Origin of the sequence: Paenibacillus woosongensis (assembly GCF_030122845.1) — a bacterium.
Taxonomy (GTDB): Bacteria; Bacillota; Bacilli; order Paenibacillales; family Paenibacillaceae; genus Fontibacillus; species Fontibacillus woosongensis_A.
In genome coordinates this window covers 1853588-1869627 of the sequence record NZ_CP126084.1, presented here as the reverse complement: position 1 = coordinate 1869627, position 16040 = coordinate 1853588, and the positions used below count along the sequence as shown (strand labels likewise).

The following is a 16040-nucleotide window of genomic DNA, read 5'->3' as shown; positions in this document are numbered from 1 at the left end:
TTTAAATCACACCTCTTTGAAAAAAAGAATGATAATATCACACTTTTCCGATATACTAACTTTAAACTAAGTTTAATGATATTTTCTATAATTAAATATAGAAACAATTTAAAAACATATTTTTATCATCTGGAGGTGCTTTACCATGTCCTCATACCGTCCCTTTTCCCTAGAAGATGCCACTGCCTATGCCAAGTCGATTCCTGGCTTTTTCGCGGCTGATGCCGCGCTGTCCTGCGAGGAAATCGGTGATGGCAACTTGAATCTGGTATTCAGAGTTGCCGACCCGCAGCAAAACAAGAGCCTGATTATAAAACAAGCCCTGCCTTATGCCAAGGTGGTTGGCGAATCCTGGCCGCTCAGCCTTGATCGAGCCCGCATCGAACGCAATGCGCTGGAAATTCAGCACCGGTTGTGCCCGGATCTCGTTCCGGCGATTTATGGAGGCGATGACGAGCTGGCCATCACGGTTATGGAAGACTTGTCCGGTTATACGATTATGCGTCAAGGTCTGATCGCCGGAAACACCTATGACCGTTTTGCGGAGCATATCGGCCGATTTATTGCCACAACCCTGTTCTACACCTCCGACCTCGGCATGAACCAACAGGAAAAGAAGCTTCAATCCGCAAGGTTCATCAATCCGGATTTATGCAAAATTACCGAGGACTTGATCTTCGAGGATCCATACAGGGATGCCGCAAATAACAGCTTTACCGAAGACATTCGGGCAGAAGCCGAGAAGCTGTGGCAGGATCATGCTCTGCACCTTGAAGTAGCCCTGCTCAGAGAGAAGTTTCTTACGCATGGTCAAGCGCTGCTGCATGGTGATCTGCATACCGGCAGCATCTTCATAACGCCCGAAGCAACCAAGGTCATTGACCCTGAATTCGCCTATTACGGTCCAATTGGCTTCGATATCGGCGCAGTCATCGCCAATCTATTGCTGAATTATGCAGCGCAGCCCGGCTGGAGCAGCAATGACGAAGTATTGCAGGAGCGCCGTTCTTGGCTTCTCACGACAATTGTCGGCGTGTGGAATCATTTCGAACTTAACTTCCGCAAGTTTTGGGATGCGGACGGCATAGATATCATGTCCAAGACACCTGGCTATCAGGATCTCTACATCGACCAAATCCGCAAGGACGCTATCGGATTTGCGGGCTGTAAGGTAATCCGCCGAATCGTCGGATTATCCCATGTGGCGGACATTGACACGATCGAAGACGAGTTCTCCCGCCGTCAGGCCAAGGTTACAGCCTTGGAAATCGGCAAACGGCTAATCAAAGGCAGCAGATCAGCAGCTTCCATCACCGAAGTGATCGAATGGGCTAAAGCAGCCGCAGCCAAGGAGGGCGCTAACGTATGACCACCGGACAGCATAGTGGAATATCGAATTCCAGCCCGGCAGCCCGGCAAAGCCGAGAGCCGCTGCTTAGTCTCCGCTGGAAAGACGGCAAGCTCCTGATGCTTGACCAGCGGCTGCTTCCTGAAGAAATCGTGTTCTTGGAGCTGACAACGCCAGAGGAGGTATGGGACGGCATCCATGCCATGAAGGTGCGTGGAGCACCGGCGATCGGCATTGCAGCAGCCTATGGCGTAGTCTTAGGAGCAAATGCCTGCCAGGGAGACAGCGACAATTGGCTCGGGCATGTAACGGCAGTAGCTGAACATTTGGCCACCTCGCGGCCAACCGCAGTCAACCTGTTCTGGGCGCTTGACCGGATGAAGGCTCGGGCAGCGCAGCTCGCAGCCCAACATGCCGATCAGGCCAAGCGCAATGAAGGGTTGCTGGCCGAGGCGATAGCGATTCACCGGGAAGATGAGGAAGTATGCCGGAAAATCGGAGAGCATGCGCTGCCGCTTTTTGCTTCTGGAATGGGCGTCCTCACCCACTGCAATGCCGGAGGACTGGCGACTGCCAAATACGGTACGGCTCTTGCCCCGTTCTATCTCGCCCAGGAGCAGGGCATTGATCTGAAAATCTATGCCGACGAGACTAGACCTGTTCTTCAAGGCGCAAGACTGACCGCATTCGAGCTGCAGCAGGCGGGAATCGATGTTACCCTGCTCTGCGACAACATGGCTGGACTCGTGATGTCCAAAGGCTGGATTGATGCCGTCATCGTCGGAACCGACAGAATCGCCGCCAACGGAGACGTTGCCAACAAAATCGGAACATACAGCCTTGCCGTCCTGGCCAAGGCACACAACATTCCTTTCTATGTCGCATCACCGTTGTCAACGATTGACCTTGAAACGGAAAGCGGCCAGCTGATTCCGATTGAGGAACGGCCTGAGTACGAGGTGACGGAAGGGTTCGGCAAACGCACAGCTCCATCTGGCGTCAAAGTGTTTAATCCTTCATTTGACGTTACTCCGCATCATCTGATCACAGCGATCATAACGGAAAAGGGAATCGTCAAACCGCCGTTTAAAGACAATTTAGCCGCCCTTTTTGAAAAGGCCGATTAAGAATTTTCACAGTTTTTCAGAAAACGCATGTTCTCTAGCGGGGAAGACCACTATTCATAGTGGTTTTTCTTGCCTTATCCGTAAGCAGAACTCATTTCAGTTTTTTATCTTTCTGATATTTTCATAAAAAAAGTTTCATTTTGATTCTTTAGGACTATTATTGTCCTGCGAGCGATGCTATGATTAATGGGTAATTTTTATTATCTTGTAGCTAGGAGTGAACGAGACTTAACATGTCTATCTGGGGGAACTATGGACAATAATAATAATGATCATGAACAATTGGGATATTTATTCAATGTGGAAATCCTAGTGAAAAGTAAATCCAATGCCGTTGCACTCCAATCGCTGCTGCAGATCCTTAACGGCGGAGAAGAAATTATCGATTATCGGATCAATTCGGGGATAGAGCTTGGGGAAATCATCGAGTCCCTGCTCGCTGCCAAAAAGCAGTCCTTCATCTCCAAAACATACAAACGGCTTGGAACGAATACGCCAGACAAGCAAGGTGCGGCCGACAACAAATCATCCGGTCAACAACCTGATAAGGCGAAGCCTGCCGAGAAATCAAAAGCTGCAGATAAACCAAAAATAGCACCGACCGCCAAAGACAGCTTCGCAGCCGTGGCTTTGAGCGGGGATTTTGGGGATTGGATCCAGAAATATATTTCAGAGAATCGGCTGGTGCGCATATTGGTCAATCGCAATGGGGAACGGATGAGCATCCCCTGCCGCATACTGAATTTCCAATCAGAGAACTATGCCATCAACGTATATCATGTGGACGAGAAACAAGTATATACGTTCATGCTCAGCGAAGTCATTGATTTCATGGAAACGTAGAATAAAGGCCTTTTTTCTAATTAAATGCCCAATCATAATGAATGCTGCGCCGTCCTGACAACGGCGCAGCATTTTGCATTCATGCTATTTGCTGATTTGAGCACTGGATTGTTCCCAGGCGGACAACGCAAGCATAAGCCACCCTGCAATAAAAGATACCCCTCCAAGCGGAGTAATCGGACCAAGCCATTTCCATCCCGTTACCGCCAGCAAATAGAGACTGCCTGAAAATAAGATAATCCCGAGCAGAAATAATCGAGCAGACCAGCGCAGCTTGCGGCTGTCACCCCATAATCCGGCCGCCAGAGCAGCGAGGATCATTCCCAATCCATGAATCATATGATATTGGACCCCTGTCTTGTACGTATCCATCGAATCTGCAATGATCGGCTCCAGCACATGAGCGCCAAAGGCACCGAGGGCTACAGCAAGTAACATGATGATTGCCCCGATTCCGGCCATTCTTCGCTGCATATCCTTACCCCTCCCCACATAAAAATAAGCGATTCAGTACTCGCTTACCTATCATAACCCAGTCCGCTGCCCGATTGCCAGAACTGGGACGATCATGAATTTTTTTCTTGATTCTTTGCCGAATCTATGGAAGATTATACGTTAACATAACCAAATTTCTACAAAGGAGCTTGATTATTAATGAATTATCAACCCGGGGCACAACCTGGCCCTAATTATGAGCATCCGGCGGCGGCTCAGCCCCTGGCCCCTCTGAAGCATTCCGGCCTCGGCATCGCCTCATTCATTATGAGTATTCTTGCACTGCTCGGTTATTTCGCAGCTTTCTTTCTAATTATCGCGGCCATTGGCCAGGCTATTGATAATCCGGCTAACATCGAGGAGGCTTTGATGGATAGCTCGGCAGCGATTCTTGGCATCATTGCCATCTTCGGGGCAGGAATCATTAATTTAATCGCCCTCATTCTCGGTATCGTAGGACTCGTCCTCAAAAACCGCAAAAAAGTATTCGCCATCATCGGAACGGTGCTATCCTCACTATCTGTGGTGATGATCATCTTCTTTTATATCGTCGTTACTTTGCAGCAGGTTTAAGTTATAACACAGCTTGCCCCCACGGTAATCTTCCAAGTTATCGCGGGGGCAATTTATTGGAGATGTTAAACGTGCAAGCTTTTTGTTAAAATAAAGCTGGACTATCTGAAATAAGGGGATACTTATGGCACAAGTTAAAATTTTTGCGGACAGCACGTCCGACCTGCCGGCGTCTTGGATCGATGAATACGGCATCGGCATTATTCCGCTATATGTCGTTTTTAATGACAAGACGTACCGCGACGGCATCGACATTACACCGGTCGGCATTTACGAAAGAGTCGCAGCCGCAGGGAATCTGCCGAAGACGACGGCTCCCTCTCCCAAAGACTTTATGGATGCGTTTGCTCCATATGTCGAGCAAGGGCAGGATATTGTCTATATCAGCATTTCCTCCAGCCTGTCATCAACGTATCAGAACGCGCTTATTGCCGCAGGCGAATTTCCTGAAGGACGGATCCATGTCGTAGACTCGCTTAATTTGTGCAGCGGGATTGGCCTGCTCGTGATGAAAGCGGTCAGGGCTGCCCAGCAGGGCTACAGCGGTCCAGAAATTGTAGCTTTGCTTGAAAGTTCCAGAACGTTGGTCAACACGGAGTTCGTCATCGATACGCTGGAGTACCTGTACAAAGGCGGCCGGTGCTCGGGCATGCAGAACTTTATCGGCAGCCTGCTCCAGATTCGTCCCGTGCTGAGAGTCGTAGACGGGAGCATTATTCCAGCTTACAGAGTCCGCGGCAGAAAAGAGAAGGCTGTTCAGCAAATGCTCGATAACGCCCTTGCCAAAAAGGAGCAGATGGACGATGATTTAATTATCGTGGCCCATACCCTTGCCGAGGAAGAGGCTCGCCGGCTCGCCGCCATTCTCAGGGAACAGACCCCGGTACGGGAAGTAGCGATTGCCGAAGCAGGCTGCGTCATTTCCAGCCACTGCGGTCCTCATACCGTGGCGATCATGTATATGCACAAGGGCTCCGAAGACCGGATCGGATAATCCGAAATTCATTTGGAGGGATCACTTTGCGAACCATTAGAATATTTGCGGACAGTACCTGCGATCTGCCTGCAGCATGGGTCCAAGAGTACGGGATCGGGATCGTTCCGCTGTATGTTACGTTTGACGACGAGATGTACAGGGACGGGCTTGACCTGACGACCCCCGAGCTATATAACAAAGTTGCGAAAAGCGGGCGCTTGCCGAAGACGGCGGCTCCATCTCCAGCTGACTTTATTCAGGCTTTCACTCCTGCGGTTAAGGAGGGTCAGCAAATTATATACATAAGCCTGTCGTCCGAATTATCTTCCACTTACCAAAACGCCTTGATTGCTGCCGCAGAGTTCGAAGAGGATCAAGTCACAGTATTCGACTCGCGCAACCTGTCGACCGGAATCGGTCTGCTTGTCATGAAGGCGGTGAAAGCCGCTGACGAAGGGCGCAGCGTAGCTGAAATCATTGACCTGCTGGAGAAAACAAGACCCCTGGTGGAAACGGAATTCGTCATCGACTCGCTGGACTACTTATATAAGGGCGGGCGATGCTCGGGCATGCAGAACCTTGTGGGAAGCCTGCTGAAAATCCGGCCGGTTATCAAGGTCATCGATGGTAAGATGACTCCTGCCTCCAAAATCCGCGGCAGCCGGGAGAAGGTGCTCGATCAGCTGCTGAACAATGCGCTGGCACAAGTCGATGCCATGGATAAAGACATTATCTTCATTACTCATTCTTTGGCCGAGGATGACGCCATTCACCTGCAGCAAATATTAAAGTCGAAGACGAAAGCCCGGGAAGTGGCTATTTCGGATGCAGGCTGTGTTATTTCCAGCCACTGCGGCGCCAAGACGATTGGCATTTTATATACGAAATCGATACAATAACCAACAGCAAACAAGCCGGCGACCCATCATCCGATCGCCGGCTTGTTCCTCTATTCCTTTAATTCAGGGCATGCTTTACCAAGCCTTCTGCTCCATTCCAGGAGCAGAAGGGCAACCTCGTGATCGCAAAGCGGCTTCTGCAAGAGGTTCGCCATACCGCTGGCCAGACAACGCTCGCGCTGCTGCTCAATGACTTCACTGCTGCTCATGCCTACGATGACCGGCATTTGATCCACCGGCAGCCACTGCCTGATCAGACGGGCCGCCTTGATCCCATCCATCACCGGCATTTCGATGTCCATAAATATGAGATCATAGGGTCTTGAGGATAGAGCCTCCATGGCTTCAACGCCGTTATGGGCTACATCAGGCGCAAGCCCAAGCTTCTCAAGCATGTGGACGAAAATTTGGCAGTTCACCGGGTGATCTTCGACAACAAGCACCGAGAGAAGATCTTCCTGCTTCAGGGGAAAGGCCGGACGCTCCAAGCCCGCTTCACGCGCTGCAGCCGTTTCGTTCACAGCCACGGTGGCGGAGATCCCCTGTCCCGCTCCGTCTGGGCAGAAATTCGGCCCGGAGGACGATTGCTTCTCCGGACAGCCTAGCAGCTCCAGCTGCTGTCCCAGCGCAAGCCCTTCACAATCCGGCTCTACTTCCCGCTCTCCGCTGATGAGTGTAAAGCGAAAGGTCGAACCATACCCTTCCTTGCTCTCCACAGTAATAGATCCGCCCATCAACTCGACCATTTTTTTGCAAATAGCCAATCCCAGCCCAGTTCCTCCGTATTTTCGGTTAATGGCGGGGTGAACCTGGGAGAAGGATTGAAACAATTTATGCCGCTGATCCTCCGATATGCCGATCCCCGTATCGCTCACGCTGACTTCCAGTAACACCGCAGGGGGCGTCAATGTCTCTTTCTTGACAATACTGATGCTTATTTCACCCTGCTCCGTAAACTTCAAAGCATTGCCGATCAAATTCACGAGAATTTGCCGCAGTCTTACGGGATCGCTTACGATATGCTCGGGCACATCCGGAGCGATATGATAGGTAAGCTGAATTCCCTTCTTATCCGCACTGGGCAGAAACAGCTCGACAACATTCCATACGCAGGCGTTTAGATCAAACTGCTCATAGTCAAGCGCCATCTTTCCGGCTTCGATTTTGCTGAAATCGAGCACATCGTCCAGAATAGCCAATAACGCATGGCTGCTGCTGGAGATAATGTCGGCGTAATATCGCTGCTCCTCGTTAAGCTCCGTTTCCAGCAGCAGATCCGTCATGCCGATAACGCCGTTCATCGGAGTGCGGATTTCATGGCTCATCGTGGCAAGAAATTCTGATTTTGCGAGCGCCGTTCGTTCAGCCGACTCTTTGGCCCGTAAAATCTCCCTCTCCCCCGTAATGTCTTGAAAGACCACAACAGAACCCACGATCTGCCCTCTTTCGATCATCGGATTTACCGTATACTCCACCAGGAAGCTGGAGCCGTCTCTTCGCCAGAACACATCCTCTTTTACCGCCCGCGAAATACCGTCCTGCATGGTCTGAAAGATCGGGCACAGCTCTGCCGGATAATCCGACCCATCGCTGGTCGTATGATGAATCAAGGAATGGTTGGACTTTCCGATAAAATCCTTCTGTTCATATCCAAGCATATCAGCTGCTGCTTTGTTGATAAAGACCGTCCTGCCGCTCTCATCGAGACCGTATATCCCTTCGGACACCGATCCCAAAATCAGCGAATGCAGATAGCTGAGCTTCTCGATCTGTTCCACATAACGCTTTCTTTCCGTAATGTCGCTGGCTAAACCGTACACCCCGACAACGCGCTTATCGACCATGATCGGCACGTTTGTCACAGCGATCGCTATATGGGTTCCGTCCTTGTGAATGACTGCGGTCTCATAGGTTTGCGGTTTTCCTTCCTTCGCCAGCTCGAAATGGTGAACAGTCTTGACCAGATCGGCCGGATCGATGAGATCATGGAAACACATCATAGTAAGCTCTTCCCGGCTGTAGCCCGTCAGCAGCTCAAAATTGAAATTCAGCGTGAGGTAACGCCCGTGCAGATCCATGGAATATACGCTGGCCGGACTGTATTCAAACAGAGATTTGTAACGCTGTTGACTTTCCTGCAGACGCCGCTCGCTTTCTTTACGCTCCGTCACGTCGCGGGAGATGACAATCATCTCGTCGATTTCGCCGGTGAGCTGGTCATACCTGTACCTCCCCGTGCTTTCAAACCAGATGTAGCGGCCGTCCTTGCAGCGTATCCGGTAGGTGACTGTGTATACTTTGCGGGACTTCATCTGCGTCTCCAGGTATTCCTTCACCATCGGCACGTCCTCCGGATGGTAAAATTCATACGCGCTGCGGCCTGTCATTTCCTCCGGCTCGTAGCCCAGCAGGCTTACCGAGGACTGCGAAGCGAATAAGTATACGGCTTCCTCATCCGCCGTATGACGGGAAATCAAGTCCATGGAATATTCGGATATGAGCCTGAACTGGCGCTCGCTCTCCCTAAGCGCCGCCTCGATCTTCTGGCGGTCGGTAATGTCCTGTACTACCCCGATTATTCGGGCAGGTGCGCCGCTTGAATCGCATTCTATCGTCGCTTGGGAACGAATCACCTGCAGCTCATCCGATTCAAGCATGATACGGTACGTAATTTCGTAAGGAACACCCTGTAATATATCGTTCATCGCTTGTTCATAGAGTGGAACATCCACGGGATGAAGCCGTTTGCGCAGCGCCTCATTCATTTCCGGCATGGTGCGGAATTTCTGCCGGAAGATTCGGTTGAATTCGTTGGAGGTTGAGAATCGCCCGGTCAGCATGTCTAAATCCCACGAACCTATAACGGCAAGCCTCTGGGCTTGCGCCAAAGTCTCTTCGCTTTTGCGCAGCTTGATTTCAGCCTCTTGCCGGGCCGTGACATCCCGCGCTATTGCAAGCGCTTTCGCAGGAACGCCATGTTCATCGTAAATGATTCGTATTCTTGTTTCGGCCCATACTTCCCCGCCGTTCTTATGCTGGACCAAATTAATTAGTACGGAGCGGTCATTGTCCCAGCTGCCCTCCTCTTCTGCTGATTTGCTTTCATTCTGTATTATAAGATGCCGAAGATTTTTTCCTATCAGCTCATGGGGCTCATAGCCTAGCAAATTCCGGATCGCCGGTGAGATCGATAGGCAATTGCCCTCCAGATCGGTAGAGGCTATGACATCCTCCGCATAGTTCGATACCAGCTCGTACAGCTGCCGCGACTGCTCCAGACTTTCCTGAACGGCCTTGACTTCCGTAATATCCTTCGAGATCAAAAATACCCCGACCACTTCATCTTGATGAACGATCGGAACATAAGTGATGCAGGCATCGCAAGTATGACCGTCCCTGTGCTTGAAGGAGGCTTGAAAGCTCCCGGACTTGCCTTCCAGTGCCTGCCTAAAGTATGCGTCCTTCTTCTTCCTTCCTTGCTCGCAAAGCAGCCATCCGATCGACTGCCGCAGAAATTGCCCAGACGGATAACCTGTAGCCCTTTCGGTTGCCGGATTGGCATCCACGTAATTCCCTTCCACATCAATGACACAAATGGCATCCGGGTGATTGACATACAAGGATTTGTACGTCCCCCCTTCTGATAGCAATTGACGAAGTAGTCCATTTTTATCGTTGATCACAGTGAGGGCTCCTTTTCTCACATTTTGTCGATCTACCAATTTTAACCCATTGTATTGGAGGATGAACAGGGTCCCAGCACCTATCCCGCCCGCAGGTATGATCCACCTGTCGATTCAAGCAAACTAAACTTTCTCCCTCACATATCGTTCCCTCTCCTGAATATACTTTAGTTACATCCACTCTCACTGTTTCCAACCATTTTATTGGGAGGTGTTCATCATGTCACATGCACCTGGCCCGTACTCATTTATTGTTTCCAAAGAAGACTGGTCGCTTCACCGTAAAGGCTACCAGGATCAGCAGCGCCATCAGGAAAAGGTACGGGAAGTCATCCGACAGAATCTCCCCGATCTAGTCACCGAGGAGAGCATAATTATGTCCGACGGTAAAGGAATCGTCAAAATCCCGCTCCGCAACTTGGAGGAATACCGATTTATCCATAACTATCAAAAACATAAGCACGTTGGACAGGGTAACGGTGACAGCCAAGTAGGAGACATACTCGCTGAGGACAGTCCGAAGGATGGCGACAAAGGAGGCAAAGCGGGCGATAAAGCCGGGCAAGACGTTGTCGAAGCCGAAATCAGCATCGAGGATTTGGAGGAATTGCTCTTCGACGAGCTGGAGCTGCCGTTTATGGAGGAGAAGGACAAGAAGGAGCTGGATAGTATCGCCGTCCGCTTCAACGATATCCGTAAAAAAGGGCTCATGTCCAATATTGATAAGAAACGCACCATTCTCGAGAACCTTAAGCGCAACGCTACCTCTGGGACACCCGGAATTCATGGCATTTCTCCCGACGATCTGCGTTACAAAACCTGGGAGGACGTCGTCGTGCCCAGATCAAGCGCCGTCATCATCGCGATGATGGATACCTCGGGATCGATGGGAACGTTTGAAAAATACTGCGCCCGCAGCTTCTTCTTCTGGATGACCCGGTTTCTCAGACAGCAGTATGAAAAGGTCGAAATCGTATTTCTAGCCCATCATACCGAAGCAAAGGAAGTTACCGAAGAAGAATTTTTCACCCGGGGCGAAAGCGGAGGCACCATATGCTCATCCGTATACCAAAAGGCGCTGGAGATCATTGACTCCCGCTACCCTACTTCCAGCTACAATATTTATCCCTTCCACTTCTCCGACGGCGACAACCTCACCTCGGACAATGACCGCTGCCTCAAGCTCATCGGCGAGTTGCTGGAGCGCTGCAACATGTTCGGCTATGGGGAGGTCAATCAATATAACCGTGGAAGCACTTTGATGTCGGCCTATCGCCACATTAAGCAGGAGAAGTTCATGTATTACGTCATCAAAGATAAGGGCGAGGTCTACAGCGCGTTGAAGCGGTTTTTCCATCGCCGGGAAGGAGGCAAAGCCAGTTGAGCGAGGATATGAAGCAACTGGAGCATGCTATTGCCGAAATCATGGAGATCGCGGACGGATTCGGACTCGACTACTATCCGATGCGCTACGAAATCTGCCCGGCGGATATCATCTATACCTTCGGCGCGTACGGCATGCCGACGCGGTTCAGTCACTGGAGCTTCGGCAAAATTTTCAACAAGATGAAGATGCAATACGACTTCGGCCTGAGCAAAATCTACGAGCTGGTCATCAACTCCAACCCCTGCTACGCATTCCTGTTGGAGGGAAATTCCCTGATCCAGAACAAGCTGATCGTAGCTCACGTGCTCGCTCATTGCGATTTCTTCAAGAACAATATGCGTTTCTCGGCGACGAACCGGGATATGGTGGAGAGCATGTCGGCGACTGCAGAGCGCATCAGCAAATATGAGCTCATACATGGCGCCCAGACGGTAGAATCGTTCATTGACGCCGTGCTCGCCATACAGGAGCATGTCGATCCGCAGCTCATCCGCCCTTTCCGTTACGATAAACGGCAGCAGACGGAGGAGAAAATCCGCAGAGCCAAAGAAGCTGGCCAGCAGACGGAGCCTCAAGGCCCTTATGAGGATCTCTGGGGACTCGAGGAGGGCGGCAGTGCCGGGAAGGCTGAAGGCAGCCAGGCCAACTTTCCGCCAGAGCCGGAGAAGGACGTCGTATGGTTCATCCAGGAATACGCTGAATCATTAGAGGATTGGCAGAGGGACATCATGAGCATGCTTAGGGAAGAAATGCTGTACTTCTGGCCGCAAATGGAAACGAAAATCATGAATGAAGGCTGGGCCTCCTACTGGCATCAACGCATTCTGCGCGAGCTGAACCTGACCAGCGAGGAGACGGTGGAATACGCCAAGCTTAACGCCTCAGTCGTACAGCCGTCGAGGCACAGCTTGAACCCCTATTATTTGGGCCTGAAAATATTCGAAGATATCGAACGGCGCTGGGACCAGCCGACCGAGGAGGAGCGGCGGCGGTTTGGCCGCGAGGGCGGCAAAGGCCGCGAGAAAATTTTCGAGGTTCGCGAGCTGGATTCTGATTCCTCCTTTCTTCGCAGCTATTTGACCAAACAGCTCGTGCAGGACCTCGACTTGTATATTTTTGAGAAGCAGGGACCGGAATGGAAGATTACCGATAAGTCCTGGGAGAACGTCCGGGACCATCTGGTGGAATCCAGAATCAACGGAGGAGCGCCTTACATCGTCGTACAGGACGGCAATTTCAACCGGGCCGGCGAGCTCGTGCTCAAGCATCAATATGAGGGCATCGAGCTGAACCTGAAATACCTGGAGCGGACGCTGCCGTACGTCCAGCGGCTCTGGGGCCGCACGGTACATCTGGAAACGGTTGTCGAAGGCAAGAAGGCGATATTCAGCTACGATGGCGAGAAGCATTACCGCAAGCTGATATAGCACAAATGACCCGTCCCTTTCAAGGGACGGGTCATTTCATGCCCATAAGCGGGAATTCAAGCCTCGGCCTGTTCCCCCTTCTGAAGCCGGGCTAAATCATCTGCCACCTTCTCGATCATTTGCACGAACATGGAGAGCTCGCCCGAGTTCATCGCCTGCTGCTTGGCGCTGACTGCCATTCCCTCGGATTCCTGCTGGATGTGATCAAGCTTGCTCTTGATGCCTTCCACCAGGCCTTGAATGTGCAGCAGCGTCTGCTTCGAGCTTTGAGCCAGCTTACGGACCTCCCCGGCCACAACTTCAAACCCCCGGCCGTTCTCCCCGGCATGCGCAGCTTCGATCGCAGCGTTAAGCCCCAGCAAATGCGTACGGTCAGATATTTCGCGGATCGAAGAGCTCATTTCATCGATTTCCCCGATTTCTTGGTGAAGCTGCTCAACCAGCCCATGTGCGGTCTCTTGCGAAGCTGCCGTAGCCTCAGCTGCCGCAGCGATGATTCGCGAATTTTCGCTAAGCTCGGCGATCATTCCCGTAAGCTCCTGCGTTACTTCCGTTACCGCCTTAAGCAGGTTGTCCTTCTCGGCTGCGACGACCTCCAGCTTGTTCTTCTCCTGCTTCTCATAAGCTTCCAGCACGAGCTGGGAGTCCAGATTGAACATTTTGGACAAAGCATGCGTTACAGCTGTCCAGCGCTCTCCTGCAAGCGGCTTCAAAAGCTCGATAGCCAAATCCAGATAGACCATATAGCTTCCCAGGTAATAATCCGTGGACAAGCCGATATGGGAATGGATCTTTCCGATGCGGATACGCTGTTCGATAAACGGCTCCGTCAATATTCCTTCAGCAAGGGACAGCCAGTATTGGCGCTGTGTCTGCTTTAACCGCTCAATCGTGCTGTGGCGATTAATCAGGTCTAGCAATTCCGGATCCCGCTGCAAATGCTCATAGAAACGAGTCACTATTTCTTCGACTACTTTTTCAAATATAGGTCTGTAGTCCCTTAATAAGTCGAGATCACTTTCGGTTATGCCGATGAATGCAACCTGTTTAGCTCTTGCTGGAGAAAGATCAATCATGTTAAAATATACTCCTTCTATTAAGTGTTTTTTATTTGTGATATTTCTAACAGCGACTTTTTTACTAGTATAACCCTCTACTCCCTAATAATGAAAGACCAATATTAAATAATTTAACAATAAAATACCCAGCACAAAAAAACTCTGCTAGAATTGATCCCCATCCAATTCTAGCAGAGAGTTACGAATTCATCAGCCTATTTGCTGAATCAACGGTTCAGCAGGCTGCCTACATAACGCAGCAGTTCATTCGCGCAAACCGGGCAATAGCCGTGCTCATCGATCAGCCGCTTACTGACCTCGTTGATCCGTTTGAGCTGATTTTCGTCCGGGGTTTTTGTGGACGTCGTAATTTTGACGATATCCTTCAGGTCAGCGAATAGCTTCTTCTCGATCGCTTCCCTCAGCCGGTCATGGTGATTGTATTGAAATTTACGCCCTTTCCGTGAATAGGCCGAAATCCGGATCAGGATTTCCTCACGAAATGTTTTTTTCGCATTTTCGGAGATGCCGATCTGCTCCTCGATGGACCGCATCAGCCGCTCGTCGGGATCCAGCTCCTCATCGGTCAGCGGGTCGCGGATTTTGCTCCAGTTGCAGAATGCCTCTATGTTGTCAAGATAGTTCTCGAACAGTGTTTTTGCCGACTCTTCAAAAGAGTAGACAAACGCCTTCTGCACTTCCTTCTTGGCCAGTTCGTCGAATTCCTTGCGGGCGATGCTGATAAAATTGAGGTATCGCTCGCGCTCCTCCTTTGTAATTGAAGCATGCTGATCAAGTCCATCCTTAATCGCTCTGAGGATATCCAACGCTCCCATGCAGTGCAAGTCCTGTTTGATGAGCGCGCTGGATATGCGATTGATGACGTACCGCGGATCGACGCCGGACATGCCCTCCTCCAAATATTCATTCTGTAACTCCTTCAGATCGGCATCCTTATAGCCCTCGACTTCTTCCCCGTCGTACAGGCGCATCTTCTTCACGAGATCGACGCCCTGTTTTTTCGTCTCCTTCAGCCGGGTCAAGACCGAGAATATGGCTGCCGAGCGGAGAGCATGGGGAGCAATATGCACGTGCCTCATGTCGCTTTGGCCGATGAGCTTCGCGTAAATCTTCTCCTCCTGCGACACCTTAAGATTGTAAGGGATCGGCATGACGATCATCCGCGACTGCAGCGCTTCATTTTTCTTATTCGCAATAAAGGCCCTGTATTCCGATTCGTTCGTGTGAGCAATGATCATTTCATCAGCGCTAATCAGCGCAAACCGGCCAGCCTTGAAATTCCCTTCCTGCGTCAGGGACAGCAGATTCCAGAGGAACTTCTCGTCGCATTTCAGCATCTCCTGAAACTCCATAATCCCGCGATTAGCCTTGTTTAGCTCCCCATCGAAGCGATAGGCCCGCGGGTCGGATTCGGAGCCGTATTCCGTAATGGTAGAAAAATCAATGCTCCCCGTCAGGTCGGCGATGTCCTGCGACTTCGGATCGGAGGGGCTGAAGGTGCCAATGCCGACGCGCCCTTCTTCCGTAAGCAGCACCCTCTCCACGGCAACAGGCTCGATATCTCCGCCGTACTCCGTCTTCAGCTTCATCTGGCAAACGGGGCATAAATTGCCTTCAATCCGAACGTTCAACGCCTGCTCCACCTCGGGGCGCAGCTCATGCGGGACAAGATGCAGCGGGTCCTCATGCATAGGGCAGCCCGAAATCGCGTAAACCGCACCTTTGTCGGTTCGGGAGAATTTCTCCAGCCCTCTTTTTAACAAGGTGACCAGTGTAGATTTCCCGCCACTTACCGGTCCCATCAGTAATAAAATCCGCTTGCGCACATCAAGACGCCGGGCCGCCGAATGAAAATACTCCTCAACCAGCTTTTCGATCGCCTGATCGAGACCAAAGATTTCCTGTTCAAAAAATTTATACCGCTTGTGCCCGTTTACCTCTTCGATTCCGTATGACTCAATCATTTCATATACTCGGGCATGGGCAGTCATAGCAGGGGAGGGATCCTTGGCCAACAGCTCAATATAATCCTTAAAAGTGCCGCTCCATGCCAGTGAATCGCTTTCCGCACGGTAAGCTGCAATACGTTTGAAAATGTCCATGTTCGGTACCTCCTGTACTTCCGCTTGGGGCAAAATGCCTCCCCGACCGGTGATCCTTGCTGAACTAACGGGAGCCTCCATGTAAAATGAAATGTCTATCT

12 protein-coding genes are annotated in these 16040 nt (G+C 50.9%); 8 read left to right on the top strand and 4 right to left on the bottom strand.

The annotated features are described in order from the left end of the window. The first annotated feature begins 145 nt into the window (after window positions 1-145). From mtnK to QNH46_RS08315, 3 genes are all read left to right on the top strand, one after another. Complete coding sequence (gene mtnK / locus QNH46_RS08325; RefSeq protein ID WP_283927684.1) at window positions 146-1369, top strand: S-methyl-5-thioribose kinase; 1224 nt, start codon at window positions 146-148, stop codon at window positions 1367-1369. A gap of 98 nt (window positions 1370-1467) precedes the next feature. Next, entirely contained in the window at window positions 1468-2475 is a 1008-nt protein-coding gene (gene mtnA, locus QNH46_RS08320; protein WP_430691926.1) for an S-methyl-5-thioribose-1-phosphate isomerase, read from the top strand. A 312-nt stretch (window positions 2476-2787) separates the two neighbouring features. Beyond that, on the top strand, window positions 2788-3318 hold the full coding sequence (locus QNH46_RS08315; RefSeq protein WP_283927682.1) for a hypothetical protein: 531 nt from the start codon (window positions 2788-2790) through the stop codon (window positions 3316-3318). A gap of 84 nt (window positions 3319-3402) precedes the next feature. Here QNH46_RS08315 and QNH46_RS08310 read toward each other — a convergent pair whose 3' ends face one another. Further along, the gene (locus tag QNH46_RS08310; protein WP_283927681.1) at window positions 3403-3792 is read right to left on the bottom strand and encodes a DUF423 domain-containing protein; all 390 of its coding nucleotides are present in this window, start codon (window positions 3790-3792) and stop codon (window positions 3403-3405) included. Between the two features lie 180 nt (window positions 3793-3972). On the opposite strand from QNH46_RS08310, the gene QNH46_RS08305 reads away from it, so the two are divergent. From QNH46_RS08305 to QNH46_RS08295, 3 genes are all read left to right on the top strand, one after another. Next, a complete protein-coding gene (locus QNH46_RS08305) occupies window positions 3973-4386 on the top strand; it encodes a hypothetical protein (protein ID WP_283927680.1) in 414 nt (137 codons plus the stop codon). Window positions 4387-4510: 124 nt separating this feature from the next. Then, window positions 4511-5380: a DegV family protein gene (locus QNH46_RS08300; protein ID WP_283927679.1), complete on the top strand. Its 870-nt coding sequence runs from the start codon at window positions 4511-4513 to the stop codon at window positions 5378-5380. Window positions 5381-5406: 26 nt separating this feature from the next. Then, window positions 5407-6261: a DegV family protein gene (locus tag QNH46_RS08295; RefSeq protein WP_283927678.1), complete on the top strand. Its 855-nt coding sequence runs from the start codon at window positions 5407-5409 to the stop codon at window positions 6259-6261. A 50-nt stretch (window positions 6262-6311) separates the two neighbouring features. Here QNH46_RS08295 and QNH46_RS08290 read toward each other — a convergent pair whose 3' ends face one another. Beyond that, window positions 6312-9944 (bottom strand): PAS domain S-box protein, encoded by a 3633-nt coding sequence (locus tag QNH46_RS08290; protein ID WP_283927677.1) that lies wholly within the window; start codon window positions 9942-9944, stop codon window positions 6312-6314. 220 nt (window positions 9945-10164) lie between these two features. Between QNH46_RS08290 and yhbH the strand changes: the two genes are divergently transcribed. Both yhbH and QNH46_RS08280 read left to right on the top strand, forming a co-directional pair. Further along, entirely contained in the window at window positions 10165-11328 is a 1164-nt protein-coding gene (gene yhbH / locus QNH46_RS08285) for a sporulation protein YhbH (RefSeq protein ID WP_283927676.1), read from the top strand. Continuing rightward, entirely contained in the window at window positions 11325-12758 is a 1434-nt protein-coding gene (locus tag QNH46_RS08280; RefSeq protein WP_283927675.1) for a SpoVR family protein, read from the top strand. Before yhbH ends, QNH46_RS08280 begins: the two co-directional genes overlap by 4 nt. Window positions 12759-12814: 56 nt before the next feature. Here QNH46_RS08280 and QNH46_RS08275 read toward each other — a convergent pair whose 3' ends face one another. Next, entirely contained in the window at window positions 12815-13834 is a 1020-nt protein-coding gene (locus QNH46_RS08275; RefSeq protein WP_283927674.1) for a globin-coupled sensor protein, read from the bottom strand. 209 nt (window positions 13835-14043) lie between these two features. Further along, window positions 14044-15939, bottom strand: a complete 1896-nt coding sequence (locus tag QNH46_RS08270) for a PrkA family serine protein kinase (RefSeq protein WP_283927673.1) — start codon at window positions 15937-15939, stop codon at window positions 14044-14046. Window positions 15940-16040: the final 101 nt, after the last annotated feature.

What these genes read in the sequence shown, in the direction of transcription:
- mtnK (WP_283927684.1), top strand. Translation starts at nt 146, where the DNA reads ATGTCCTCATACCGTCCCTTTTCCCTAGAAGATGCCACTGCCTATGCC.
- mtnA (WP_430691926.1), top strand. Translation starts at nt 1,468, where the DNA reads ATGCTTGACCAGCGGCTGCTTCCTGAAGAAATCGTGTTCTTGGAGCTG.
- QNH46_RS08310 (WP_283927681.1), bottom strand. Translation starts at nt 3,792, where the DNA reads ATGCAGCGAAGAATGGCCGGAATCGGGGCAATCATCATGTTACTTGCT.
- QNH46_RS08305 (WP_283927680.1), top strand. Translation starts at nt 3,973, where the DNA reads ATGAATTATCAACCCGGGGCACAACCTGGCCCTAATTATGAGCATCCG.
- QNH46_RS08300 (WP_283927679.1), top strand. Translation starts at nt 4,511, where the DNA reads ATGGCACAAGTTAAAATTTTTGCGGACAGCACGTCCGACCTGCCGGCG.
- yhbH (WP_283927676.1), top strand. Translation starts at nt 10,165, where the DNA reads ATGTCACATGCACCTGGCCCGTACTCATTTATTGTTTCCAAAGAAGAC.
- QNH46_RS08275 (WP_283927674.1), bottom strand. Translation starts at nt 13,834, where the DNA reads ATGATTGATCTTTCTCCAGCAAGAGCTAAACAGGTTGCATTCATCGGC.
- QNH46_RS08270 (WP_283927673.1), bottom strand. Translation starts at nt 15,939, where the DNA reads ATGGACATTTTCAAACGTATTGCAGCTTACCGTGCGGAAAGCGATTCA.